Genomic DNA, 22,849 nt, shown 5'->3' on the forward strand with positions numbered 1-22,849 from the left:
TCACGCTACCGGAGCCGCGGGGCTGACGGAACCGTCCGCCCGTCCGCCGGTCCCGCCCGGGCGGCGTGTGCGGCGGTCGATCCGGTAGCCCAGCCCGGTGCGGGACACGGACGGGCCCACGACCGGCTCCGCGGCCCACGAGCCGTCGAGCACCGGGGCGTACGTGTCCCCGTCGGCGGCCAGGTCGATGACGGTCACGAGCACCTCCGTCACGGGGTGCTCGGCGTCGCCGAGGGCCTGCCGGTAGACCTCGCCGCCGCCGATCACCCAGATCCGCTCCGCGCCGGGGCTCCTTCGGGCGAGACCGACGGCCTCCGCGTACGACGACGCGGTGAGCACCGTGCCGGGGCCGTCCTCCCCGGCCACCCGCTCTGGGGAGGAGGTGATGACGACGTTGGTCCGGCCGGGCAGCGGCCGGAAGCGCTCGGGGAAGGACTCCCACGTGCGCCGGCCCATGATCACCGGGTGGCCGGTCGTCGTGCGCCGGAAGAAGGCCATGTCCTCCGGCAGGGACCAGGGCATCGTCCCGGCACGGCCGATCACGCCGTCCGTGGTCTGTGCCCAGATCGCCCCGACCGTCCCGCCGGCGGACGCCGGGCGGGCCGGGCCGGACGCGGCGGCGGTCATACGGCCACCGGGGCCTTGATCGCCGGGTGGTGGCGGTAGCCGAGGACCTCGAAGTCCTCGTACTCGTACCCGAAGACGGAGTCCGGCCGCCGGGCGAGCCGCAGCCGGGGATAGGGGTACGGGTCCCGGGAGAGCTGCTCGCGGACCTGGGCCACGTGGTTGTCGTAGACGTGGCAGTCCCCGCCGGTCCAGACGAGCTCCCCGGGCTCGAGGTCCGTCTGCTGGGCCACCATGACGGTGAGCAGGGCGTAGGAGGCGATGTTGAACGGCACCCCCAGGAACATGTCCGCGGAACGCTGGTAGAGCTGGCAGGACAGCCGGCCCGGCCCGTCCTCCCGCGGTTCCACGTAGAACTGGAACAGTGCGTGGCACGGCGGCAGCGCCATCTCGTCCACCTCGGCCGGGTTCCAGGCGGTCACCACGTGGCGGCGCGAGTCCGGGTCGGTGCGGATCTGCTCCACGACCTTGGCGATCTGGTCGACCGAGCCTCCGCCGGGAGCGGGCCAGGACCGCCACTGCACGCCGTAGACCGGCCCCAGCTCCCCGTTCTCGTCCGCCCACTCGTCCCAGATGGACACGCCGCGCTCCTGCAGCCACCGCACGTTCGAGTCCCCGCGCAGGAACCACAGCAGCTCGAGGGCCAGGGACCGGAAGTGCACGCGCTTGGTGGTCAGCAGCGGGAAGGACTGCGCGAGGTCGAAGCGGATCTGGCGCCCGAAGACGCTGCGGGTGCCCGTGCCCGTGCGGTCGGACTTGTGCACGCCCTGCTCGAGGACCTCGCGCAGCAGGTCCTCGTAGGGAGTCGGCACCGGGGCGGGCACGGGGGTGGGGGAGGTCATGCGGGTCTCCTCGGAGGAATTCGTGGCTGGGAGGGGCGGGGCGTCGCGGATGGGCTCAGTCGTCGAAGGGTTTCACGAGCTCCACGGAGACCACCTGCCGGCGGTGCCGCCGGGAGATCTGCAGCACGATCATCTCGCCCGGGGACAGGTACGGGTCCTTGGCCGGCAGCAGCGCCGCGAGTTCGGGGCTCGCGTTCCGGGCGATGACCTTGAGGATGGTGGGCAGCACCGGCCGGTGCGTGCACAGCGCCACGGGGGCGTCCTTGTCGAACATGGTCTGCGCCACGGCGGCCGCCTTCTTGGGGTGGCGCTTGTGCGAGGCCTCGGTGAGATGGGGCCGCTCCCGCACGGGGACCCCGGCCTTCCGGGCGTACGGGACCACGGTGGACAGGCAGCGCAGCCAGGGGGAGGTGACGACCCGCTCCGGGGACCACGCCCGGAGCAGGCGGGTCACGGCGAGCGCCTGGCGCTTGCCGGTCGCGGCCAGCGGCCGGTCGCCCTCGGCCCGGGACCAGGCCGAGCGCGGTTTCGCCTTGGCGTGGCGCACGACGATCGCAGGGCGCGTCGCGAGGTCCTCCCGCTCGTGCAGGGCCACGAGCGCAGCCAGCGGCTCGCGGTCGGAGGGGTTGGTCAGCATCCGGTGCGCCTCGTCGGGGCCGACCCAGCGGACCTCGTCGACCTCGCGCCCGTCCGGCTCGGGCCGTGCGCCCGGACCGAACTCCGCGGCCCAGTAGTGCACGTCCTTGGTGCCGTCCTTGACCTCGTAGCGGATGGTGGGCAACGGCACCCCCAGCCGCGGCAGCAGGCCGATCTCCTCGCTCACCTCGCGGTGCGCGGTCTCCGGCAGCGTCTCGCCCTCGTCCTGCTTGCCCTTGGGGAAGGACCAGTCGTCGTAGCGGGGCCGGTGGATGAGCAGGACCTCGAGACCGCTCCCGGCCCGGCGCCAGCACAGGCACCCGGCGGCGAGCACGTCGGCGGGCCGCGTGCTCCGGCCGGCGCTCGCCGTGCCCGGTCTGCCCGCGGTCCGCGCTGCGGTCCTGTCCGTGCTCCTGTCCGTGCTCGTCTCCGTGATCTTCTCGGTCGTCCTGTCGGCGGTCCTGGGCATGGCCCCTCTTTCGTCCCCTGTCCGTGCTGCACGGGCGTGCCGGGACCTGCGGTCCGGGCCGCCGGGTGGCACGTCCACGATGGTACCGGTGGTCAGATCGTGGGCCGGCCGAGGGCCCTGCTGCGCAGCAGGTGCTCCTGGATGTCCACGAGCGGGCGCCCCGCCGCGTCCCGGTGGTGGCGGGTCCACACGCCCTCGGCGTCCAGGTGCCAGCCGGCCGTGGTGTCCGAGACGTAGCGGGCCAGCAGCCGCACGAGGGCCTCCGCCTGCTGCGGGTCCGTGATCCGCACCAGGGTCTCCACCCGGCGGTCGAGGTTGCGGTGCATCATGTCCGCCGAGCCGATGTAGACCAGCGGCTCACCGGCGTTGCCGAACGCGAACACACGGGAGTGCTCGAGGAAGCGGCCCAGCACCGACCGGACCCGGATGTTCTCGCTCAGTCCCGGCACCCCGGGGCGGAGGGCGCAGATCCCGCGGACCACCACGTCGACGGGCACCCCGGCCTGCGAGGCCCGGTAGAGGGCGTCGATCACGGCCTCGTCCACGATCGAGTTGCACTTGACGTGGATCCGGGCCGGGCGGCCCGCGCGGTGGTGGCGGATCTCGGCCTCGACCAGGTCGACGAGCCCGGAGCGCACGGACCGGGGCGCCACGAGCAGGCGCTGGAAGGTGGTCTTGGGCGCGTAGCCGGAGAGCTGGTTGAACAGCCGCGAGACGTCCTCCCCGACCTCCGGGGCGCACGTGAGCAGGCCCAGGTCCTCATAGAAGCGGGCCGTGGACGGGTGGTAGTTGCCGGTGCCGATGTGCACGTAGCGGCGCAGCCCGTGCTCCTCCTGGCGGACCACGAGGGAGAGCTTGCAGTGGGTCTTCAGCCCCACGATGCCGTAGACCACGTGCACCCCGGCCTGCTCCAGCTTGCGGGCCCAGGAGATGTTGGCCTGCTCGTCGAAGCGCGCCTTGATCTCCACCAGCGCCAGCACCTGCTTGCCGGACTCCGCGGCGTCGATGAGCGCGTCCACGATGGGGGAGTCGCCGGAGGTCCGGTACAGGGTCTGCTTGATGGCCTGGACCTTCGGGTCCGCGGCGGCCTGCTCCAGGAACGCCTGGACGCTGGTGGCGAAGGAGTCGTACGGGTGGTGCAGCAGCACGTCCCGGGCCCGGGTCGCGGCGAAGACGTCGGCGGCCTTGGCGGTCTCCGCGGCGTTGAGGTAGCGGGAGGTGTGGGCCACGTGCCGGGCGTAGTGCAGCTCCGGGCGGTCGATGCCGGCGATCACGCCCAGCCCGCGCAGGTCCAGGGGAGCGGGCAGCCGGTAGATCTCCGACTCGTCGATGCCCAGCTCGGAGACGAGCAGCTCGAGCACCTCCGTGCTGATGCTGTCCGTGACCTCGAGGCGGACCGCGGGACCGAACCGGCGGCGCAGCAGCTCCTTCTCCAGGGCCTGCAGGAGGTTCTCGGCGTCGTCCTCCTCGACCTCCAGGTCCTCGTTGCGGGTCACGCGGAACACCTGGTGCTCCTCGACCTCCATCCCGGGGAACAGGTCGTCCAGGTGCTGGGCGATGACGTCCTCGAGGGGGATGAACCGGGCCTCCTGCCCCGGCAGGTGGCGCGTGCGCGGACCGTCCACCGGCAGCAGCCGGGGCAGCTGGTCCGGGACCTTCACGCGGGCGAACAGCCGCTTGCCGGACTGCGGGTTGCGGACCATCACGGCCAGGTTGAGGCTCAGCCCGGAGATGTACGGGAACGGGTGGGCAGGGTCCACGGCCAGGGGCGTGAGGATCGGGAACACCTGCCGGTGGAAGTCCTCGGTGAGCCGCTCCCGGATGGGCCCGTCGAGGTCCTCCCAGCCGACCAGGTGGATGTTCTCGCGGCTCAGCTCGGGCCGCACCAGCTCGTGGAAGACCCGCGCGTGGCGCTCCTGGAGCTCGTGGGCGCGCACGGCGATGGTCGCCATCTGCTCCGCGGGGGAGTCGCCGGAGGCCGCCGGCCGGGCGATGCCCGTGGCGATGCGCCGCTTGAGACCGGCCACCCGCACCATGAAGAACTCGTCGAGGTTCGAGGCCACGATGGACAGGAAGTGCACGCGCTCCAGCAGGAAGAGGTCCGGGTCCTCGGCGAGCTCCAGGACCCGGGAGTTGAAGGCGATCCAGCTGGCCTCCCGGTCCAGGAAGCGCTCGGGCCCGTGCCGGCCCTCCAGCACCTGCCGGGCCGCGGGCACGGGGTCGTCGATCCGGTCCCGGTCGCCGTGGCCCCGGGCGGCGTCGCCGGCGACGGCGAGCTCGTCGGGGACGGGGAGCTCGGCGCGGACGGGCAGCTGCTCGTCGACGGTGGTGCCCCCGGGACCGGCGGCGGAGGCGGTGTCCGGGCCGGGGCCGGGGTCCCCGGGCGTGCCGGGGGCGGACGGGGGCGTGTCCTGGTGGTGCGCGGTCATCACGGTCCTGTCTCGTCGGGTCCGACCCGGTGCGGTCGGGGACGCGGGGGAAGAGCGGGGAAGATCGGGAGCGGAGCGGGGGAGGAGGCGCGGGCGGATCAGGCGGGGACGGTCCCGGCGTACATCACGTCGAGGTGCCAGGGCCGGAAGCCGAGGGTCTCGTAGAGCCGCAGGGCGGCGGCGTTGTCCCCGTCCACGTAGAGCATGACCTCGGCGAGGCCCTGCCGTGCCAGGTGGTTGACGCCGGCGGCCGTCAGGGCCCGCCCGAGGCCCGTGCCCTGGTGCCCCGGTGCGATGCCCACGGCGTACACCTCGCCGAGCGGGTCCCGCCCGTCCCCGCCGGGGTGGACCTTGGTCCAGTGGAAGCCGGCCACGGTCCCCGGGTCGTCCTCGCGGACCGCGAGCAGGAAGCCGGCGGGGTCGAACCACGGCTCGGCCTCCCGCTGCCGGAAATCCTCGAGGGTCATCCGGCCCTGCTCGGGGTGCTGGGCGAACGCGGCCGCGTTGACCCGCAGCCACTCCTGCTCGTCGCGACCGGGCTCGAACGCCCGGAGCCGGAACCCGGCGGGCATCGTCTCCGGCAGGGGGAGGTCCGCGGCGCCCTGCAGGGGGCGCAGCAGGCGGTGCAGCTCCCGGACGGGCTCCAGACCGTGCCGTGCGGCCAGTGCGGCGGCGGCGGGGTGGCCGCCGTGCGCCCAGGCGCGGAGCGTCGTTCCGGGGACTCCGCCGGCCAGGGCCGCGGCCAGCGCCGTGCCGATCCCGCCGCGGCGGTGGCCGGGGTCGACCACGAGCTCCAGCAGGTGGGCGCCGTCGGGCTCGGGCACGTTCACGGCCGCGCCCAGGAGCTCTCCGCCGGGCGAGCGTGCGAGGACGGTGCGGACCCGCCCGTCCGGCGCGGAGCGCAGGTCCACCAGGGTCTGGTCGGAGAACGGCGGGTCGCCGTCCGCGGCGGCGGCGCGGGAGGCGAGCGCCGCGATCTCCTCGGCCGGAGGGACGTCCGGGCGGTCGAGGTCGTAGGGCACGGACTGGGACATCGGGACCTCCTGCGGGACGGGGCGGGCGGGCCGGGGTCAGCTCTCCCGGGCCCGTGTGGTGGCGAAGCTGTAGCCCACGTTACGCACCGTGGTGATCAGGTGCTCGTGGTCGGCGCCCAGCTTGGCGCGCAGCCGCCGCACGTGGACGTCCACGGTGCGGGTGCCGCCGTAGTAGTCGTAGCCCCAGACCTCGCTCAGCAGCTGGGCGCGGGTGAAGACCCTCCCCGAGTGCTGGGCCAGGAACTTCAGGAGCTCGAACTCCTTGTAGGTCAGGTTCAGCGGCTGGCCGTTGACGTGCGCGGAGTAGGCGGCGTCGTCGATGACCACGGACCCCGCACGGATCCGGGTGTCGTCCTCCGGGACCTCGCTCGTGCGGGAGGAGGCCAGGCGCAGCCGGGCCTCGACCTCCGCGGGTCCCGCGGTGTCGAGCAGGACGTCGTCGACCATCCAGTTCGCGGCCACCGCCGCCATCCCGCCCTCGGTGAGGACCATCAGCAGCGGTGCGGCCAGCCCCTTGGCCGTGAGCAGCTGGGCGAGGTTGCGCGCCGTGATCAGATCGGTGCGCCCGTCGAGCAGGACGACGTCCGGACTCCGCCCGTCGAGGCTGCCGGACACGGTCCGGGTGGGGGCGACCGACACCTTGTGGTTGAGCAGGTCGAGAGCCGGCAGCACCGATGCCGAGGGTCCGTCCGCGTCGGTCAGCATCAGGATCTGGAACACTCGTGCTTCTCCACTCTGGCGTACGGACTGAGCTGTCAGTATAGGTCCGGGTCGGCGCCCGCCCGTGCGACCACCGGCGGGCCGGGAGCGTCCCCCGCCCGCCCCCGGCCCGCGCCCCGGGGAGAGCCGCTATCGTTGCTCGTGTCCGCCCGGGCGCCCGTCCCGGCCCCCGGTCCCCAGGCCCGATCCCCGACAGTCCAGGAAGCCGAGCGCCATGAGATACGCCATGATCGCCGTGTGCAGCGTGGTCGGCCTCCTGGCGGCCCTGGGGTCGGTCGCGGTCGCCGGACCCGCACCGCTGCTCCTGGCGCTGGGGATGTCCGTGGTCATCGGCTTCGGCTGGCCCGCGGCCACCGGCATCGAGGCGCGCCACCGGCACAACGTGATCATGAGCGCGGCCGGTGTCGTCGCGGCCCTGCTCGTCCAGTTCATGCCCGGGCAGCAGCTCGTGTGGCTGCCCGCCGTCGTCGGGGTGGCCCTGATGACGGTGTTCGCCGCGGAGCTGGTGCGCGGCGAGGGCGCCGAGCACCGGCTCGAGTCCGCCGTCGCCTCCACGGCCGGCGTCCTCGCCGCGGTCAGCTCCTCCGGCTGGATCGCCCTGGCGGGCGACTACCGTGCCGCCGGCCCGGACCCCGCGCTGCTCGTGGTGGTCGGAGCGGTCCTGGCCGCGCTGGTGGCCCTCGTGGGGGGACGCGTCATCGCCGCGGCCCCGAGGCGCTCGCCCAAGCGGGGCGTCGTGGCCCTCGGCGTCACGCCCGTGGCGTTCCTCGGGGTGGGGGCCGTGTTCACGGCCAGGCTCGTGAGCACCGTGGTAGTTTAGGCACCATGCTTGCACTCGAGATCTTCTACCTCGCCCTGCTGGGCATCTCCGGTCTGTTCATCGCAGGGATCTCCCTCAAGGTGGTCCTCGGTCTGTTCAAGGGCCAGAACTAGCCCCGTGCCCATCGAGATCCCCTCGGATCTGACGCCCGAGCTCGTCCCCTTCGCCTGGTTGCTGGGCACCTGGGAGGGCGACGGCTTCATGGGCTACGGCGAGGTCGAACAGCGTCCCTTCCGCCAGCGCGTGACCTTCGAGCAGAACGGCCTGCCGTTCCTCGAGTACCGGGCGCAGACCACGCTCCTCGACGACGAGGGGCAGCCGATGCGCCCGGCCACCGTGGAGCAGGGCTTCTGGCAGCTCGACCGCACCCTCGAGGACGGCGACGTGGGCCCCGGAATGCTGCCGCCCGACCTCGTGCCCGTGCTCAAGGGCGCCGAGGACGTGGAACAGCTGCGCAACACGGACGGCGGCTTCGACGTCCTCGTCACGCTCACCCACCCCGGCGGCGTCGCCGAGCTGTACGCCGGCCGGATCAAGGGCCCCCGGATCGACCTCGCCACCGACGCCGTGGTCCGGGCCCGCGGGGCGAAGCAGTACAGCTCCTCGACCCGCATGTACGGCCTCGTCCACGGCGACCTGTTCTGGGCCTGGGACATGGCCGCCTTCGGCGAGCCCCTGGCCACGCACGCCTCCGCGCAGCTCCGAAAGATCGGCTGAACCACCGTGACCCATCACCGTTCCCCCCTGCTCGGCCGGCCGGGTGCCGTCGAGGCCGAGCACCTGGACCGCGGTGTGGCCGCCCACTACGGCGACCCGCTCCGCGAGCAGCGCTCGCTCGAACGGACCCCCGGGACCGTGGTGGACCTCTCCCACAAGGGCGTCGTCACCGTCACGGGGCCCGACCGGCTCAGCTGGCTGACCACGCTCTCCTCGCAGGTGCTCACCGGGCTCGAGCCCGGCCGCGGCACCGAGACCCTCTTCCTGTCCGTGCAGGGGCGGATCGAGACCGCTCCCCACGTGGTGGACGACGGCAGCACCACCTGGCTGATCGTCGAGGCCGACGAGGCCGCACCGCTGGTGGCGTGGCTGGAGGCCATGCGCTTCGCGCTGCGCGTCGAGGTCGAGGACCGGACCGGGCAGTGGGCCGTGCTCGGCGCCGCAGGTCCCGTGCCCGGCCTGCCCGCCGCGGTCGGGTGGCGGGACCCCTGGCCCGAGGTCGCCCCGGGCGGATGGAGCTACGCCGATCTCGACGGTCCCCACCCGGGCGAGGAGCGGACCTGGTGGGAGCTCCTGGTGCCGCGCGACGAACTGGACGCGCTGACCCGCGACCTCCCGCTCGCCGGCGCGTGGGCGGCCGAGGCGCTGCGGATCGCGGCGTGGCGCCCGCGCTGGGGGGCCGAGACGGACGAGCGGACCATTCCGCACGAGCTCGACCTCCTGCGCACCGCGGTGCACCTTGCCAAGGGCTGCTACAAGGGCCAGGAGACCGTCGCGCGCGTGCACAACCTCGGGCACCCGCCCCGCCGGCTCGTGCTGCTGGACCTCGACGGCTCCGAGCACACCCTGCCCGCCGCAGGAGCGGACGTGGTCGCGGGGGAGCGGCCGGTCGGACGCGTGACGTCCGTGCAGCTGCACCACGAGCAGGGTCCCATCGCGCTGGCCGTGCTCAAGCGCACCGTGGACCCCGCCGCCCGGCTCGTCGTCACGGACGGCGAGGAGCGGTGGGCCGCGGCGCAGCAGGTGGTCGTCCCGCCGGACGCCGGCCAGGTGGTCGGCCGGCAGACCGGCTTCCTGCGCGGTCCCCGCGACGCGCGCCCCTAGCACGCCCCTCGGGCGGCCGCCCGCCACCGCGGCCGGCCGGGGCGCTGCGCGGCCCGCCGCGGTGCCGGGAGCCGGTTCAGCGGCCGAAGAGGACGCGGGCCTCGTCCCAGCGGTCCTGGGGAACGGTCTTGAGGCCCTCGAGAGCCTCGGCGAAGTCGACGCGGACCATGTCCGTGCCGCGCAGGGCGACCATCCGTCCCCACTGCTTCTCGTGCACGAGGTCGACCACGGCCATTCCGAAGCGGGTGGCCAGCACCCGGTCGAACCCCGTGGGGGCACCGCCGCGCTGGATGTGCCCGAGCGTGGTGTTGCGGGCCTCGATGCCGGTGCGGCGCTCGATCTCCTGCGTGACGAACTCCCCGATCCCGCCCAGCCGGGGCCGGCCGTCGGCCTCGGTGCCCTTGCCGGCCAGCACGTCCTCCCGGTTCTCGGGGATGAAGCCTTCTGCCACGACCACGAGCGGGGACCGCCCCCGGTCGTGGACCTCCTGCACCCACGCGCAGACCTGGTCCATGGAGACCTGCTGCTCCGGGATCAGCACCGCGTGGGCCCCGGCGGACATCCCGGAGTGCAGCGCGATCCACCCCACGTGGCGGCCCATGACCTCGGCGACCATGCACCGGTGGTGGGACTCCCCGGTGGTGCGCAGCCGGTCCATGGCGTCGGTGGCGATGGACACGGCGGTGTCGAAGCCGAAGGTGTAGTCGGTGGCCTGCAGATCGTTGTCGATGGTCTTGGGGACGCCGACCACGGGCAGCCCGGCGTCGGCCAGGCGCTTGGCCCCGGCCAGGGTGCCCTCCCCGCCGATGGCCACGATCGCGTCGATGTGGTGCCTCTCCAGCATCACCCCGATCTTCTCCGGCCCGCCGCCGGGTCCGTCGAACGGGTTCGTGCGGGAGGTGCCCAGGATGGTCCCCCCCTCCCGGGCCAGGCCCCGCACCCGGGTGCGGGGCAGGTCGATGACGTCGCCCTCCACGACTCCCCGCCAGCCGTCGCGGAAGCCCACGAACTCGTGGCCGTAGGTCTTGATCCCGTGCAGCACGGCGCCGCGGATCACCGCGTTGAGTCCGGGGCAGTCCCCGCCGCTGGTCAGCAGTCCGATCTTCATCCGTACAGTCTCCTCCGAGTGGGCGGGCGTGCGTTCGAGGCGGCCGGACGTGCACCGGCACGCCCAGTCTAGTGAGTCCGGCCTCCTCCGGCAGGGCCGGTCCGGCCCGGCCGGACGGGGGCACCGGCCTCCGCCGTCCCGGCCTAGACTGCCCGAGAGGGCCCCGCCGGGCCCGGAAGGAGGGGTGGCGTTGAACAGGGACACGGAGATGGACCCGGCGCGGGAGAACCTGCGGGAGTTCATCGACAAGCTGGTCGACCAGGGCTACACGGTGCGCGACGGGCAGTCGCCGGACCCGGACCTCATCGATCCCGGGGGATCGGCGGTGGAGACGTGGCGCGAGGACTATCCCTACGACGAGCGTCTCTCCCGCGAGGAGTACGAGCTGGAGAAGTACCGGCTGCAGATCGAGCTGCTGAAGTTCCAGTACTGGGGGCAGGACCACGAGCTCCAGCACGTGATCGTGTTCGAGGGCCGGGACGCCGCGGGCAAGGGCGGGACGATCAAGCGCTTCACCGAGCACCTGAACCCGCGGGCCGCCCGGGTCGTGGCGCTGACCAAGCCCTCGGACCGGGAGCGCGGCCAGTGGTACTTCCAGCGCTACATCCAGCACCTCCCCACCGCCGGGGAGATCGTGATGTTCGACCGCTCCTGGTACAACCGCGCCAACGTCGAGCGCGTCATGGGGTTCTGCACGGACGAGATGTACGAGCAGTTCATGGCCCAGGCACCCGTCTTCGAGAAGATGCTCGTGGACTCGGGCATCCACCTCACCAAGTTCTGGTTCTCCGTCACCCAGCACGAGCAGCGCACCCGCTTCGCGATCCGGCAGATCGACCCGGTGCGCCGCTGGAAGCTCTCGCCCATGGACCTCGCCTCCCTGGACCGCTGGGAGGACTACACGGACGCCAAGGAGGAGATGTTCCTGCGCACGGACACCGACCACGCCCCGTGGATCACGATCAGGTCCAACGACAAGAAGCGGGCGCGGCTCAACGCCATGCGGTTCTTCCTGAACCAGTTCGACTACGAGGACAAGGACCCGGACGTGGTCTATCCTCCCGACCCGCTGATCGTGCGCCGCGGCCAGGAGGCCGTCGGCGACTGACGCGCGGCCCGGGCGCACGGACGACGACGCCGCCCGCTCCCTCCCGGGAGCGGGCGGCGTGCTCGTCGCCGAGGGCGGACCCGGGTCAGCGGCCGGTGCGGTCCACGAGGGCGGCGTTGGCGGCGGCGTTGACGGCGGTCACCGCGAGCACCGAGGGCCAGGCCCCCATCCGCCTGGCAAGGGGGTGGGAGAGCCCGAAGCCCAGGACGTAGAGCCCGCCGAGCGCCGCGGTGGCCGCGGGCCCGCGGCGGTGCCACCAGGTGTGGGCGGCCGTGGCGCCGGCGGCGGCCAGCACCGCGCCGCCCAGGGGTCGGTTGCCGGTCGCCCGGGCGGTCGCGTACCCGCCGACCAGCCCGGCGGTCACGAGGACCGAGGCCGGGACCGACTCCGCCGTGGACACGGCACCGCCGAGGGCGCTCACGAGGCGCCGCCCAGGTACTCCTGGAGCCGGCGCAGGCCCTCGGCGAGGTCGTCGTCGCCGAGGGCGTAGGACAGGCGCAGGAATCCGGACGGGCCGAACGCCTCACCGGGCACCACGGCCACCTCGGCCTGCTCCAGGACCAGCTCGGCGAGCTCTGCGGAGGTCCGCGGCGTCGCGTCCCCGAACCGCCGGCCCAGCAGGCCGCGCACGTCCGCGTAGGCGTAGAACGCGCCGGTCGGGGTGGGGCACTCCACGCCGTCGATGGCGTTGAGGGCCTCCACCATGGTCCGGCGGCGGCGGTCGAAGGCCTCCCGCATCCGGTGGGCCTCGTCGAGGGGGCCGGACACGGCCGCGAGCGCCGCGCGCTGGGCGATGTTGTTGACGTTGGAACTGAGGTGGGACTGCAGGTTCGTGGCGGCCTTGACGACGTCCGGGGCCCCGATCATCCAGCCCACCCGCCAACCGGTCATCGCGTAGGTCTTGGCCACGCCGTTGAGGAGGACCACGTTCTCGCCCAGCTCCGGCGCCGCGGCCGCGATCGACGTGAAGGGCACGTCGTCGTAGGTGAGGTGCTGGTAGATCTCGTCGGTCAGCACGAAGATCCCCTTCTCGGCCGCCCAGCGGCCGACGGCCGCGGTCTCCTCGGGGGAGTACACGGCGCCGGTGGGGTTGGACGGGGAGCAGAACAGCAGGGCCTTGGTGCGCTCGGTGCACGCGGCCTCGAGCAGGTCGGGGGTGACCTTGTAGCCGAGCTCGGGACCCGCGAAGACCTCGACCGGGTTGCCGCCGGCGAGCTTGATCGCCTCGGGGTAGGTGGTCCAGTACGGGGCCGGCAGCAGCACGTCGTCGCCCTCGTCCACGACGGTCGCGAAGGCCTGGAACACCGCCTGCTTGCCGCCGTTGGTGATGAGCACCTGGGAGGGCTCCACCGTGTACCCGCTGTCCCGTGCGGTCTGCTCGGCGACCGCCTTCCGCAGCTCCGGCAGGCCGGCGGCCGGTGTGTACCGGAAGTTCGCGGGGTCCTGCAGGGCGGCGGCGGCGGCGTCCACGATGTACTGCGGGGTGGGGAAGTCGGGCTCGCCGGCGCCGAAACCGATCACGGGGCGGCCGGCGGCCTTGAGGGCCTTCGCCTTGGCGTCCACGGCGAGCGTCGCGGACTCTGCGATGGCGCCGACGCGCCGGGAGATGCGGGGTGCGGTCATGACCGGGTGCCTCCTGGTGGGGAACGGGCGGATTCCGTCGGGTGCGGCGACGGCGGTGCGGACGTCCCCATGCTACTCGGGGGTCCGCCGGCCGGGTCCGGCGTCCCCGCGGTCCCGGCCCGGCCGGATTGCACGCCGCCGCCCGGGTCGCCTAGGATGGTCGACTGGTGTCGTCGACGCCTGCCCGGTCACGCCGTCCCGGCGGTGCCGGGTGATAGAGTCGGTGACCGGGTCCGAGCGACCGAGGCCGGCGCCCCCAGCGCCGGACGAGTTCGCACGGCACGTAGGGCAGTGGCGCAATTGGTAGCGCAGCGGTCTCCAAAACCGCAGGTTGCAGGTTCGAGTCCTGTCTGCCCTGCTCCATTCCGTGGTGGTCCCCGGCTCCCCGTGCAGGGGAGCCGGGAGCCGCCGCGGCGACGGCGGGCCGGCAGCACCGCACGGCACGCACGAGTCCACACAGGGAGAGCCGATGTCGCAGACCACCGCCGGCAGGGCGTCGGGCCAGCCCCCGGAGCAGGACGCCGAGAGCCCGCGCAACGTCTTCGGGCGGCTGTTCCTGTTCCTGCGCCAGGTCGTCGGGGAGCTCCGGAAGGTCGTCACCCCGACCCGGCACGAACTGGTCAACTACGTGCTGGTCGTCCTCGTGTTCGTCGCGTTCATGATGGTGCTCATCTCGGTCCTGGACCTCGCGTTCGGGCAGGCCGCACTGTGGATCTTCGGGCAGGGCGACGCCGCCGGGTGACCCGGGCGGCGCACGGACCGGCGCGGCCGGCCACCGTGACCCAGCAGAGCACGACATCCACGAAAGAACTTGAGGGAGATCCAGTGACCGAGCACGAGCTCGAAAACGGCACCGAGGCACCGGCCGAGGTCGACCAGCAGGCTCCGGAGCTGCCGGAGGCCGAGACCTCCGTGCAGGACGACGACTTCGCGGCCGCCCACGAGCCGGACGAGGCCCCCGCGGCGCCGGTCGACGCGGAGGCTCCCGCGGCGGAGGACGAGGCCCCCGCCGGTACGGTCGACGCGGAGGCTCCCGCGGCGGAGACCGAGGCCCCCGCGGTCGAGGACGAGGCACCCGCGGTGGACCCCGTCGAGGAGTTCAAGTCGAAGCTGCGGCGGCAGGAGGGCGACTGGTTCGTCATCCACACCTACGCGGGCTACGAGAACCGCGTGAAGACCAACCTCGAGACCCGCATCCAGTCCCTCAACATGGAGGACGACATCTTCCAGATCGAGGTGCCGATGGAGGAGGTCGTCGAGATCAAGAACGCCCAGCGCAAGATCGTGCGCCGGGTGCGGATCCCGGGCTACGTCCTGGTCCGGATGAACCTCACCGACGCCTCCTGGGGCGCGGTCCGCCACACCCCCGGCGTCACGGGCTTCGTGGGCCAGGACGCCTACAACCCCGTCCCGCTGCGGCTCGACGAGGTCTTCGAGATGCTGAACCCGGTCTTCGAGGCGCCGCAGGGCGCGGGCGCCGAGTCCTCCGCCCAGCTCACCGCGCAGCCGCAGATCGACGTCGACTTCGAGGTCGGCGAGTCGGTCATCGTCAAGGAGGGCCCGTTCGAGACCCTCCCGGCCACGATCTCCGAGATCAAGGTGGAGTCCCAGCAGCTGGTCGTCCTCGTGTCGATCTTCGAGCGCGAGACCCCCGTCACCCTCGGCTTCAACCAGGTCTCCAAGATCTGAGCCCTGCGGGCCGCTCCGGCCCGCCCCAGTTCCCGGCTCCCGCGGTGCATGCTTCGCCGCCGGGGCCGCCCGGCCGCCGCGCCACGGCGGCCACCCGCCGCCGTACGCTCCTGTGCGCCGGTACGTCCAGCAGAAGAAGGACCAGCACATGGCTCCCAAGAAGAAGAAGGTCTCCGGCCTGATCAAGCTGCAGATCCAGGCAGGCGCCGCCAACCCGGCGCCCCCCGTGGGTCCGGCCCTCGGCCAGCACGGCGTCAACATCATGGAATTCTGCAAGGCCTACAACGCGGCCACGGAGTCCCAGCGCGGCAACATCGTCCCCGTGGAGATCACGGTGTACGAGGACCGCTCGTTCACCTTCATCACGAAGACCCCGCCCGCCGCGCAGCTGATCAAGAAGGCCGCCGGCGTCGCCAAGGGCTCGGGTGTCCCGCACACCCAGAAGGTCGGCAAGCTCAGCATGGACCAGGTCCGCGAGATCGCCGAGACCAAGAAGGAAGACCTCAACGCCAACGACATCGACGCCGCGGCGAAGATCATCGCCGGCACCGCCCGCTCGATGGGCATCGAGGTCGAGTGACCAGCCTCGGCTGATCACCACCCACCGTTATTCAAGTGGCAGGGCCGAGCGCGGTCCGCAGACCACAACTGCACAAGGAGAAGAAGCAGATGGCAAAGCGCAGCAAGGCATACCAGGCGGCCGCCGCCAAGATCGACGAGGGCACGCTGTACGCACCGGGCGAGGCCGTGGCCCTGGCCAAGGAGATCGACGCCGCGAAGACCGACTCGACCGTGGAGGTCGTCCTCCGTCTCGGTGTCGACCCCCGCAAGGCCGACCAGATGGTCCGCGGCACGGTCAACCTGCCGAACGGCACCGGCAAGACCGCCCGCGTCGTCGTCTTCGCGACCGGGGACAAGGCCGCCGCCGCGGAGGAGGCCGGGGCCGACCACGTCGGTTCCGACGACCTCATCGCCCGCATCCAGGGCGGCTGGACCGACTTCGACGCCGCCGTGGCGACCCCGGACATGATGGGCAAGGTCGGCCGGCTGGGCAAGATCCTCGGTCCCCGCAACCTGATGCCGAACCCCAAGACCGGCACCGTCACCATGGACGTGACCAAGGCCGTCAACGACATCAAGGGCGGCAAGATCGACTTCCGCGTCGACAAGCACTCCAACCTGCACTTCATCGTGGGCAAGACGTCCTTCGACGTGCAGAAGCTCGCGGAGAACTACGGCGCCGCCCTCGAGGAGATCCTGCGCCTGAAGCCCTCGGCGTCGAAGGGCCGCTACATCACGAAGGCGACCGTCTCGACCACGTTCGGCCCGGGCATCCCGGTCGACCCGAACGCCACCGAGGTCGTCATCGGCGCCTGACGCAGTGCACCGGAGCCCTCGGGGCGGCTCCGACGGGTGGGGGCCCGGCCGATGCGGCCGGGCCCCCTTCTCGTCCGACGGGACCAGCCCCCCACGACCCAGCACCCGACGAGCGTCCGCCGGCGCCCACGGAACGGAGACCCCCTCGTGACCGAGCACCCCCCGTTGCGCATCGAGCAGATGCGCATCCCCGACGAGTTCGACCACGCCGCCCGAGAGCTGCTGGGACGTGTCGCGGAGCTCGTGCGCCGGTCCCGGCAGCACGTGTGGGGCATCTCCGACCTCACCGGTGACGCGCCGGAGCTCTATCGCGACCTGTTCGACCCGTTCGAGCGGGTCACCGTCCTGCTCGCGTGGGCGGGAGGCCGGCTGGCCGGACGGGCCGAGGTCCGGCTGCCCCTGGTCACGCTCACCGACACCGCGCACATCACGGTCGACGTGGACCCGGACGTCACCGCACAGGGCACGGGCAGCGAGCTGCTGGCCGCCGCCGAGCAGCTGGCCGTCGGGGAGTCCCGCCGGCACCTGCGCATCCAGACCGAGCACCCCGGCCCGGAGGAGATCCAGGGCGACGGCAGCGTCACCGGCGTCTTCCCGGTGGTGACCCCCGGGATGGTCGAGTGGGTGGACGCCGCGGACGGCTCGGGCCGGCTGCCCGTGTCCAACAGGCAGACCCGGTTCGCCCTCAGCGCCGGCTACCGCCTCGAGTCCGTGAGCGACTTCGGCGTGCTCGGCGTCCCGCTGCCGCCCGCCCGCGTGGAGGCCCTGCTGCGGGAGGTCACCGCGTCGCCGGCGCCGGAGCCCTACCGGATCCACGTCTGGAGCGGTCCGGCCCCCGAGGACCGGCTCGACGAGCTCGCGGCCCTGCACGCCCGCATGGCGACGGACTCCTTCCTGGCGCCCGCCGGCGCCGAGCCCGAGCCGTGGGACGCCGAGCGCGTGCGGCGGACGGAGCAGCTGCGGGCCGAGGGCGGCAACGTGTCCCTGGTGGCGGTCGCCGAGCACGGTCCCACCGGCCGGCTCGTCGGGATGACCGAGATCGTCCTGGCTGGCGAGGAGCCGCCGATCGGGATGCAGGACGAGACCGTGGTCCTGCGCGAGCACCGCCGCCGGTGGCTCGCCACCCGCCTGAAGCTGGCCAACCTCGAGCAGCTCGGGCGGCTGGCCCCGAGCGTGCGCACGGTCTACTCGTGGAGCCACAGCGGCGACGACCGGATGAGCCGGGTCAACAGCAGGCTCGGGTTCCGCGTGGCCGGGCGCAGCGGCGTGTGGTCCCGCGAGATCCCGGCGGTCTGACCCGATTTGTCCGTGGCGGGGCCCTCGGGTAGCGTGGTCCGTACCAAAGACCGCCGGTCGTGGTTCCCCCTGCCTCGCGCACCCCGTTTCGGAGCGCGCGCCACGGGGGAGCAGCCTTAAGAGTTCCGCCAGGAACGGCCAGCGCAGGTGAACCAGCACAGCGAGTGCGCCCCGTTTCGGCGGAGCGTGCCGACGAGCCCCGGGCATCTGCGCGGGGCTTTTTCCGTGTGCGGACCCCTGCACGGCAGCGCCCGGCACGAAGACCGGAAGGAGTACCATGGCGAACCCGGAAAAGGCAGCCGCGGTCGCCGAGTTGAAGGAGTTCTTCTCCAACTCGGACGCTGCTGTCCTGACTGAGTACCGCGGTCTCACCGTGGCCCAGCTCAAGGAGCTGCGCCGCTCGCTCGGTGAGAACGCCGAATACGCCGTGGTGAAGAACACGCTGACCGCGATCGCGGCCAAGGAGCTGGGCATCGACGCGTTCGACGGCCAGCTCGCCGGCCCGAGCGCCATCGCCTTCATCTCGGGGGATCCCGTCGAGGCCGCCAAGAGCCTGCGTGACTTCGCCAAGACGAACCCGCAGCTGATCATCAAGGGCGGCTACCTCGAGGGCAAGGCCCTCAGCGACGCGGAGATCAAGCAGCTCGCGGACCTCGAGTCCCGCGAGGTGCTGCTGGCCAAGGTGGCCGGTGCCGCCCAGGCGTCCCTGTCCCAGGCCGCGGCACTGTTCCAGGCCCCGCTGTCGAAGACGGTCCGCACGGCCGAGGCGCTGCGCGCCAAGGTCGAGGAGCAGGGCGCCTGACCAGCATCCCCGCCGCGAGGCACATTCTCACCACGGAACCAGACCGTCCCGCGCCGACGAACCCGGCCGGGGCACACCATCGAAAAGGAGCCACAACCATGGCCAAGCTCACCACCCCCGAACTGATCGACGCGTTCAAGGAGCTCTCCCTGATCGAGCTCTCCGAGTTCGTCAAGGCCTTCGAGGAGACCTTCGACGTCACCGCCGCCGCCCCCGTGGCCGTCGCCGGTGCCGCCGCTCCGGCCGCCGCCGCCGAGGAGGCCGAGGAGCAGACCGAGTTCGACGTCGTCCTCGAGGCCGCCGGCGACAAGAAGATCCAGGTCATCAAGGAGGTCCGCTCGCTGACCTCCCTCGGCCTCAAGGAGGCCAAGGACCTCGTGGACTCCGCCCCCAAGGCCGTCCTCGAGGGCGCCACCAAGGAGGCCGCGGACAAGGCCAAGGAGGCCCTCGAGGGCGCCGGCGCCACCGTCACCCTCAAGTAGGACCCCGGACGCGTTCGTCGTCACGAACGCTCCTGCGAGGCCCCGGACGCACTGCGTCCGGGGCCTCGCGCCGTGCCGGGGCCGGGTGCGAGGACACCGTCCGCGCCGACGCCGTCGTGGCCGCCCGGACCCGTCCGTCCGAGGCCGCCGGGCACCGGGTCCGCCGGCGCGGCGGACGGGGCCCGCGGAGGCCTCCGAGGGTCAGGACGCGAAAATTTCTCATCCTACGGACGGCAGGCGCCCGCGTCCACCGTCCGTGTGGACAGTGCGGTCGTTCGGGCCTATGCTGGTTGTTTGCGTTGTCCCTCATTCTGCGTGCCTTCATATAGCGGTGGGCGCCCCCGGGCAGCGATCCAGCAGCTCCGCTCGCTGGCCCTCGCGCCCGTAGATCCGATCGGGAACTGCGCGATTCAACTGCAGGTCTGTGGAAGGAATCCATCTTGGTCGCCTCGAGCACCGATTCGAACGTAACCGCTAACCGACCGGCCGACGGGAACATCCCGCGCCGCATCTCCTTCGCCAAGATCCATGAACCGCTGGACGTGCCGAACCTGCTGGCCCTCCAGACGGACAGCTTCGACCGTCTCGTGGGCAACGAGCGGTGGCAGGCCCGCGTGCAGCAGGCCATCGAGACCGGGGAGCAGGGCATCGCCCGCACCTCCGGCCTCTCCGACATCTTCGAGGAGATCTCCCCGATCGAGGACTTCCAGGGCACCATGTCCCTGTCCTTCTCGGAGCCGGAGTTCTACGAGCCGAAGTACACCATGGACGAGTGCAAGGACCGGGACGCCACGTACTCGGCGCCCCTGTACGTCAAGGCCGAGTTCATGAACAACAACACGGGCGAGATCAAGCAGCAGACCGTGTTCATGGGCGACTTCCCCCTGATGACCGAGAAGGGGACGTTCGTCATCAACGGCACCGAGCGTGTCGTCGTCTCCCAGCTCGTGCGCTCCCCGGGCGCCTACTTCGAGCGCGGCCAGGACCGCACCTCGGACAAGGACATCTACTCCGCGAAGATCATCCCCTCCCGCGGCGCGTGGTTCGAGCTCGAGATCGACAAGCGCGACCAGGTGGGCGTGCGCCTGGACCGCAAGCGCAAGCAGTCCGTGACCGTGCTGCTCAAGGCCCTCGGCTGGAGCGAGTCCCGCATCCTCGAGGAGTTCGGCGAGTTCGACTCCGTCCGGGCGACCCTCGAGAAGGACACCGTCGAGTCGCGCGAGGACGCGCTGCTGGACATCTACCGCAAGCTGCGCCCGGGGGAGCCCCCCACGGTCGACGCCGCGCAGGCGCTGCTGGACAACATGTACTTCAACTCCAAGCGCTACGACCTCGCCAAGGTGGGCCGCTACAAGATCAACCGGAAGCTGGGCATCGACAAGGCGTTCGAGGACGAGGACGCCTCCGTGCTCTCGGTCGACGACATCGTGGCGATGATCCGCTACCTCGTGACCCTGCACGCCGGCGGCGGCACCATGAAGGGCGTGCGCGCCGGGGAGCCCCGCGAGGTCGTCGTGGACGTCGACGACATCGACCACTTCGGCAACCGCCGCATCCGCGCCGTGGGCGAGCTGATCGAGAACCAGATCCGCACCGGTCTGTCCCGCATGGAGCGTGTGGTCCGCGAGCGCATGACCACCCAGGACGTCGAGGCGATCACCCCGCAGACCCTGATCAACATCCGTCCCGTGGTGGCGGCGATCAAGGAGTTCTTCGGCACCTCGCAGCTGTCGCAGTTCATGGACCAGAACAACCCGCTCGCGGGCCTGACCCACAAGCGGCGCCTGTCCGCGCTCGGCCCGGGCGGTCTCTCCCGCGACCGCGCCGGCATGGAGGTCCGTGACGTCCACCCGTCGCACTACGGCCGCATGTGCCCGATCGAGACCCCCGAGGGCTCCAACATCGGTCTCATCGGCTCGCTGGCGACCTACGGGCGGATCAACCCGTTCGGGTTCATCGAGACCCCGTACCGCAAGGTCGTCGACGGCCTGGTCACCGACGACGTCGAGTACCTCACGGCCGACGACGAGCGCGGCGTCACGATCGCCCAGGCCAACGCGCCGCTGACCCTGGACAACCGGTTCGCCGAGGACGCCGTGCTCGCGCGTGCCGCCGACGGCTCGGGCGAGGCCGTGCTGGTCAGCCCGACCGCCGTGCAGTTCATGGACGTGTCCCCGCGGCAGATGGTGTCCGTGGCCACCGCGCTCATCCCGTACCTCGAGCACGACGACGCCAACCGCGCGCTCATGGGCGCCAACATGCAGCGCCAGGCCGTGCCGCTGCTCGAGTCCGAGGCCCCGCTGGTGGGCACCGGCATGGAGCGCTACGCGGCCCTCGACGCAGGGGACTCCGTGCTGGCGCGCAAGGCCGGCGTGGTCGAGGAGGTCTCCGCGAACCTCGTGCGCGTGCTCAACGACGACGGGACGACCACGGTCTACCCGATCAACAAGTTCACGCGCTCGAACCCGGGCAACACCTACAACCAGCGCGTCATCGTCTCCGACGGCGAGCGGGTCGAGGAGCGCTCGGTCATCGCCGACGGACCCTCCACGGACCAGGGCGAGCTGGCCCTGGGCAAGAACCTGCTGGTGGCCTACATGTCCTGGGAGGGCCTCAACTACGAGGACGCGATCATCCTCTCCCAGCGCATGGTCTCCGAGGACGTGCTCACCTCGATCCACATCGAGGAGCACGAGATCGACGCCCGCGACACCAAGCTGGGCGCCGAGGAGATCACCCGGGACATCCCCAACGTGTCCGAGGAGGTGCTGTCCGCCCTCGACGAGCGCGGCATCATCCACATCGGCGCCGAGGTCCAGGCCGGCGACATCCTCGTGGGCAAGGTCACGCCGAAGGGCGAGACCGAGCTGACCCCGGAGGAGCGCCTGCTGCGGGCGATCTTCGGCGAGAAGTCGCGCGAGGTGCGCGACACGTCCCTGAAGGTGCCCCACGGCGAGTCCGGCACCGTCATCGGCGTGCGCGTCTTCGACCGCGACGACGAGGACGACGACCTGCCCGCGGGCGTCAACCAGGTGGTCCGGGTGTACGTGGCGCAGAAGCGCAAGATCACGGACGGCGACAAGCTCGCCGGCCGGCACGGCAACAAGGGCGTCATCTCGAAGATCCTGCCGCTCGAGGACATGCCGTTCCTCGAGGACGGGACGCCCGTGGACATCATCCTCAACCCGCTGGGCGTGCCCGGCCGCATGAACCTCGGGCAGGTCCTCGAGGTGCACACCGGCTGGCTGGCGAAGCAGGGCTGGAACATCGAGGGCGACCCCGAGTGGCTCGACCGGCTGCCGAACTTCCCGAAGCAGTCGGGCCCCACGAACGTGGCCACCCCGGTGTTCGACGGCGCGCGCGAGGAGGAGATCTTCGACCTCCTCGACCACACCAACCCGACCCGCGACGGTCTGCGCCTCATCGACCGGTCCGGCAAGGCCCGGCTGTTCGACGGCCGCTCCGGCGACCCGTTCCCGGACCCGGTGTCGGTGGGCTACCAGTACATCCTGAAGCTGCACCACCTCGTGGACGACAAGATCCACGCCCGCTCGACCGGCCCGTACTCCATGATCACCCAGCAGCCGCTGGGCGGTAAGGCGCAGTTCGGCGGCCAGCGGTTCGGCGAGATGGAGGTCTGGGCGCTCGAGGCGTACGGCGCGGCCTACACGCTGCAGGAGCTGCTGACGGTCAAGTCCGACGACGTGCACGGGCGCGTGAAGGTCTACGAGGCCATCGTCAAGGGCGAGAACATCCCCGAGCCGGGGGTTCCCGAGTCCTTCAAGGTGCTCATCAAGGAGATGCAGTCGCTGTGCCTGAACGTCGAGGTGCTCTCGGCGGACGGCAACACCATCGAGATGCGCGATTCGGATGACGAGGTCTTCCGGGCGGCCGAGGAACTGGGCATCGATCTCTCGCACTCCGAGCCCAGCTCGGTCGAAGAGGTCTGAGTCCCTCTCGTTCCACCCG

Annotated in this window: 21 protein-coding genes and 1 tRNA gene; 13 read left to right on the forward strand and 9 right to left on the reverse strand. The window is 72.0% G+C overall.

Annotated features, from left to right (window positions below; all coding sequences use genetic code 11):
- The 6 genes from ACH9D3_RS09665 to ACH9D3_RS09690 all read right to left on the reverse strand — a co-directional run bounded on the left by ACH9D3_RS09665 (position 1) and on the right by ACH9D3_RS09690 (position 6,754).
- The gene (locus tag ACH9D3_RS09665) at positions 1-627 is read right to left on the reverse strand and encodes a dihydrofolate reductase (RefSeq protein WP_396410773.1); all 627 of its coding nucleotides are present in this window, start codon (positions 625-627) and stop codon (positions 1-3) included.
- Positions 624-1,466, reverse strand: a complete 843-nt coding sequence (locus ACH9D3_RS09670; RefSeq protein WP_396410774.1) for a thymidylate synthase — start codon at positions 1,464-1,466, stop codon at positions 624-626. The genes ACH9D3_RS09665 and ACH9D3_RS09670 overlap by 4 nt, the downstream gene beginning before the upstream one ends.
- A gap of 55 nt (positions 1,467-1,521) precedes the next feature.
- The gene (locus tag ACH9D3_RS09675) at positions 1,522-2,571 is read right to left on the reverse strand and encodes an NUDIX hydrolase (protein ID WP_396410775.1); all 1,050 of its coding nucleotides are present in this window, start codon (positions 2,569-2,571) and stop codon (positions 1,522-1,524) included.
- A 92-nt stretch (positions 2,572-2,663) separates the two neighbouring features.
- Positions 2,664-5,000, reverse strand: coding sequence for an RNA degradosome polyphosphate kinase (locus ACH9D3_RS09680; protein WP_396410776.1), 2,337 nt, complete (start codon positions 4,998-5,000; stop codon positions 2,664-2,666).
- Positions 5,001-5,098: 98 nt separating this feature from the next.
- The gene (gene mshD, locus ACH9D3_RS09685; RefSeq protein WP_396410777.1) at positions 5,099-6,034 is read right to left on the reverse strand and encodes a mycothiol synthase; all 936 of its coding nucleotides are present in this window, start codon (positions 6,032-6,034) and stop codon (positions 5,099-5,101) included.
- Between the two features lie 36 nt (positions 6,035-6,070).
- Positions 6,071-6,754 carry a response regulator transcription factor gene (locus ACH9D3_RS09690; protein WP_396400741.1) on the reverse strand — a complete coding sequence of 228 codons (684 nt, stop codon included), beginning with the start codon at positions 6,752-6,754 and terminating at the stop codon, positions 6,071-6,073.
- Between the two features lie 214 nt (positions 6,755-6,968).
- On the opposite strand from ACH9D3_RS09690, the gene ACH9D3_RS09695 reads away from it, so the two are divergent.
- From ACH9D3_RS09695 to ygfZ, 3 genes are all read left to right on the forward strand, one after another.
- Positions 6,969-7,574: a hypothetical protein gene (locus tag ACH9D3_RS09695; RefSeq protein ID WP_396400740.1), complete on the forward strand. Its 606-nt coding sequence runs from the start codon at positions 6,969-6,971 to the stop codon at positions 7,572-7,574.
- Positions 7,575-7,691: 117 nt separating this feature from the next.
- Complete coding sequence (locus tag ACH9D3_RS09700) at positions 7,692-8,291, forward strand: FABP family protein (RefSeq protein WP_396410778.1); 600 nt, start codon at positions 7,692-7,694, stop codon at positions 8,289-8,291.
- Positions 8,292-8,297: 6 nt separating this feature from the next.
- On the forward strand, positions 8,298-9,395 hold the full coding sequence (gene ygfZ / locus ACH9D3_RS09705; protein ID WP_396410779.1) for a CAF17-like 4Fe-4S cluster assembly/insertion protein YgfZ: 1,098 nt from the start codon (positions 8,298-8,300) through the stop codon (positions 9,393-9,395).
- A 76-nt stretch (positions 9,396-9,471) separates the two neighbouring features.
- Here ygfZ and ACH9D3_RS09710 read toward each other — a convergent pair whose 3' ends face one another.
- Entirely contained in the window at positions 9,472-10,503 is a 1,032-nt protein-coding gene (locus tag ACH9D3_RS09710) for a 6-phosphofructokinase (protein ID WP_396410780.1), read from the reverse strand.
- Between the two features lie 208 nt (positions 10,504-10,711).
- On the opposite strand from ACH9D3_RS09710, the gene ppk2 reads away from it, so the two are divergent.
- Positions 10,712-11,611, forward strand: a complete 900-nt coding sequence (ppk2, locus tag ACH9D3_RS09715) for a polyphosphate kinase 2 (protein WP_396400773.1) — start codon at positions 10,712-10,714, stop codon at positions 11,609-11,611.
- Positions 11,612-11,696: 85 nt separating this feature from the next.
- Here the strand turns inward: ppk2 and ACH9D3_RS09720 are convergent, their stop codons facing one another.
- Both ACH9D3_RS09720 and ACH9D3_RS09725 read right to left on the reverse strand, forming a co-directional pair.
- Positions 11,697-12,032, reverse strand: coding sequence for a hypothetical protein (locus ACH9D3_RS09720; RefSeq protein ID WP_396410781.1), 336 nt, complete (start codon positions 12,030-12,032; stop codon positions 11,697-11,699).
- On the reverse strand, positions 12,029-13,234 hold the full coding sequence (locus ACH9D3_RS09725) for an aminotransferase class I/II-fold pyridoxal phosphate-dependent enzyme (protein WP_396410782.1): 1,206 nt from the start codon (positions 13,232-13,234) through the stop codon (positions 12,029-12,031). The genes ACH9D3_RS09720 and ACH9D3_RS09725 overlap by 4 nt, the downstream gene beginning before the upstream one ends.
- A gap of 285 nt (positions 13,235-13,519) precedes the next feature.
- Here ACH9D3_RS09725 and ACH9D3_RS09730 point away from each other — a divergent pair.
- From ACH9D3_RS09730 to rpoB, 9 genes are all read left to right on the forward strand, one after another.
- Positions 13,520-13,592: transfer RNA gene (locus ACH9D3_RS09730), tRNA-Trp, on the forward strand.
- Between the two features lie 111 nt (positions 13,593-13,703).
- Entirely contained in the window at positions 13,704-13,976 is a 273-nt protein-coding gene (gene secE / locus ACH9D3_RS09735; protein WP_396400734.1) for a preprotein translocase subunit SecE, read from the forward strand.
- A gap of 83 nt (positions 13,977-14,059) precedes the next feature.
- A complete protein-coding gene (gene nusG, locus ACH9D3_RS09740; protein ID WP_396400733.1) occupies positions 14,060-14,923 on the forward strand; it encodes a transcription termination/antitermination protein NusG in 864 nt (287 codons plus the stop codon).
- 148 nt (positions 14,924-15,071) lie between these two features.
- Complete coding sequence (rplK, locus tag ACH9D3_RS09745) at positions 15,072-15,503, forward strand: 50S ribosomal protein L11 (protein ID WP_368799086.1); 432 nt, start codon at positions 15,072-15,074, stop codon at positions 15,501-15,503.
- 89 nt (positions 15,504-15,592) lie between these two features.
- Entirely contained in the window at positions 15,593-16,300 is a 708-nt protein-coding gene (gene rplA / locus ACH9D3_RS09750; protein WP_396400732.1) for a 50S ribosomal protein L1, read from the forward strand.
- Positions 16,301-16,447: 147 nt separating this feature from the next.
- On the forward strand, positions 16,448-17,596 hold the full coding sequence (locus ACH9D3_RS09755; protein ID WP_396410783.1) for a GNAT family N-acetyltransferase: 1,149 nt from the start codon (positions 16,448-16,450) through the stop codon (positions 17,594-17,596).
- 277 nt (positions 17,597-17,873) lie between these two features.
- Positions 17,874-18,398, forward strand: a complete 525-nt coding sequence (rplJ, locus tag ACH9D3_RS09760; protein WP_396400730.1) for a 50S ribosomal protein L10 — start codon at positions 17,874-17,876, stop codon at positions 18,396-18,398.
- 98 nt (positions 18,399-18,496) lie between these two features.
- Positions 18,497-18,880, forward strand: a complete 384-nt coding sequence (gene rplL, locus ACH9D3_RS09765) for a 50S ribosomal protein L7/L12 (RefSeq protein ID WP_396400729.1) — start codon at positions 18,497-18,499, stop codon at positions 18,878-18,880.
- Between the two features lie 440 nt (positions 18,881-19,320).
- Positions 19,321-22,830: a DNA-directed RNA polymerase subunit beta gene (gene rpoB, locus ACH9D3_RS09770; protein ID WP_396400728.1), complete on the forward strand. Its 3,510-nt coding sequence runs from the start codon at positions 19,321-19,323 to the stop codon at positions 22,828-22,830.
- Positions 22,831-22,849: the final 19 nt, after the last annotated feature.

This window comes from Kocuria kalidii, from assembly GCF_044462225.1.
GTDB lineage: Bacteria > Actinomycetota > Actinomycetes > Actinomycetales > Micrococcaceae > Kocuria > Kocuria kalidii.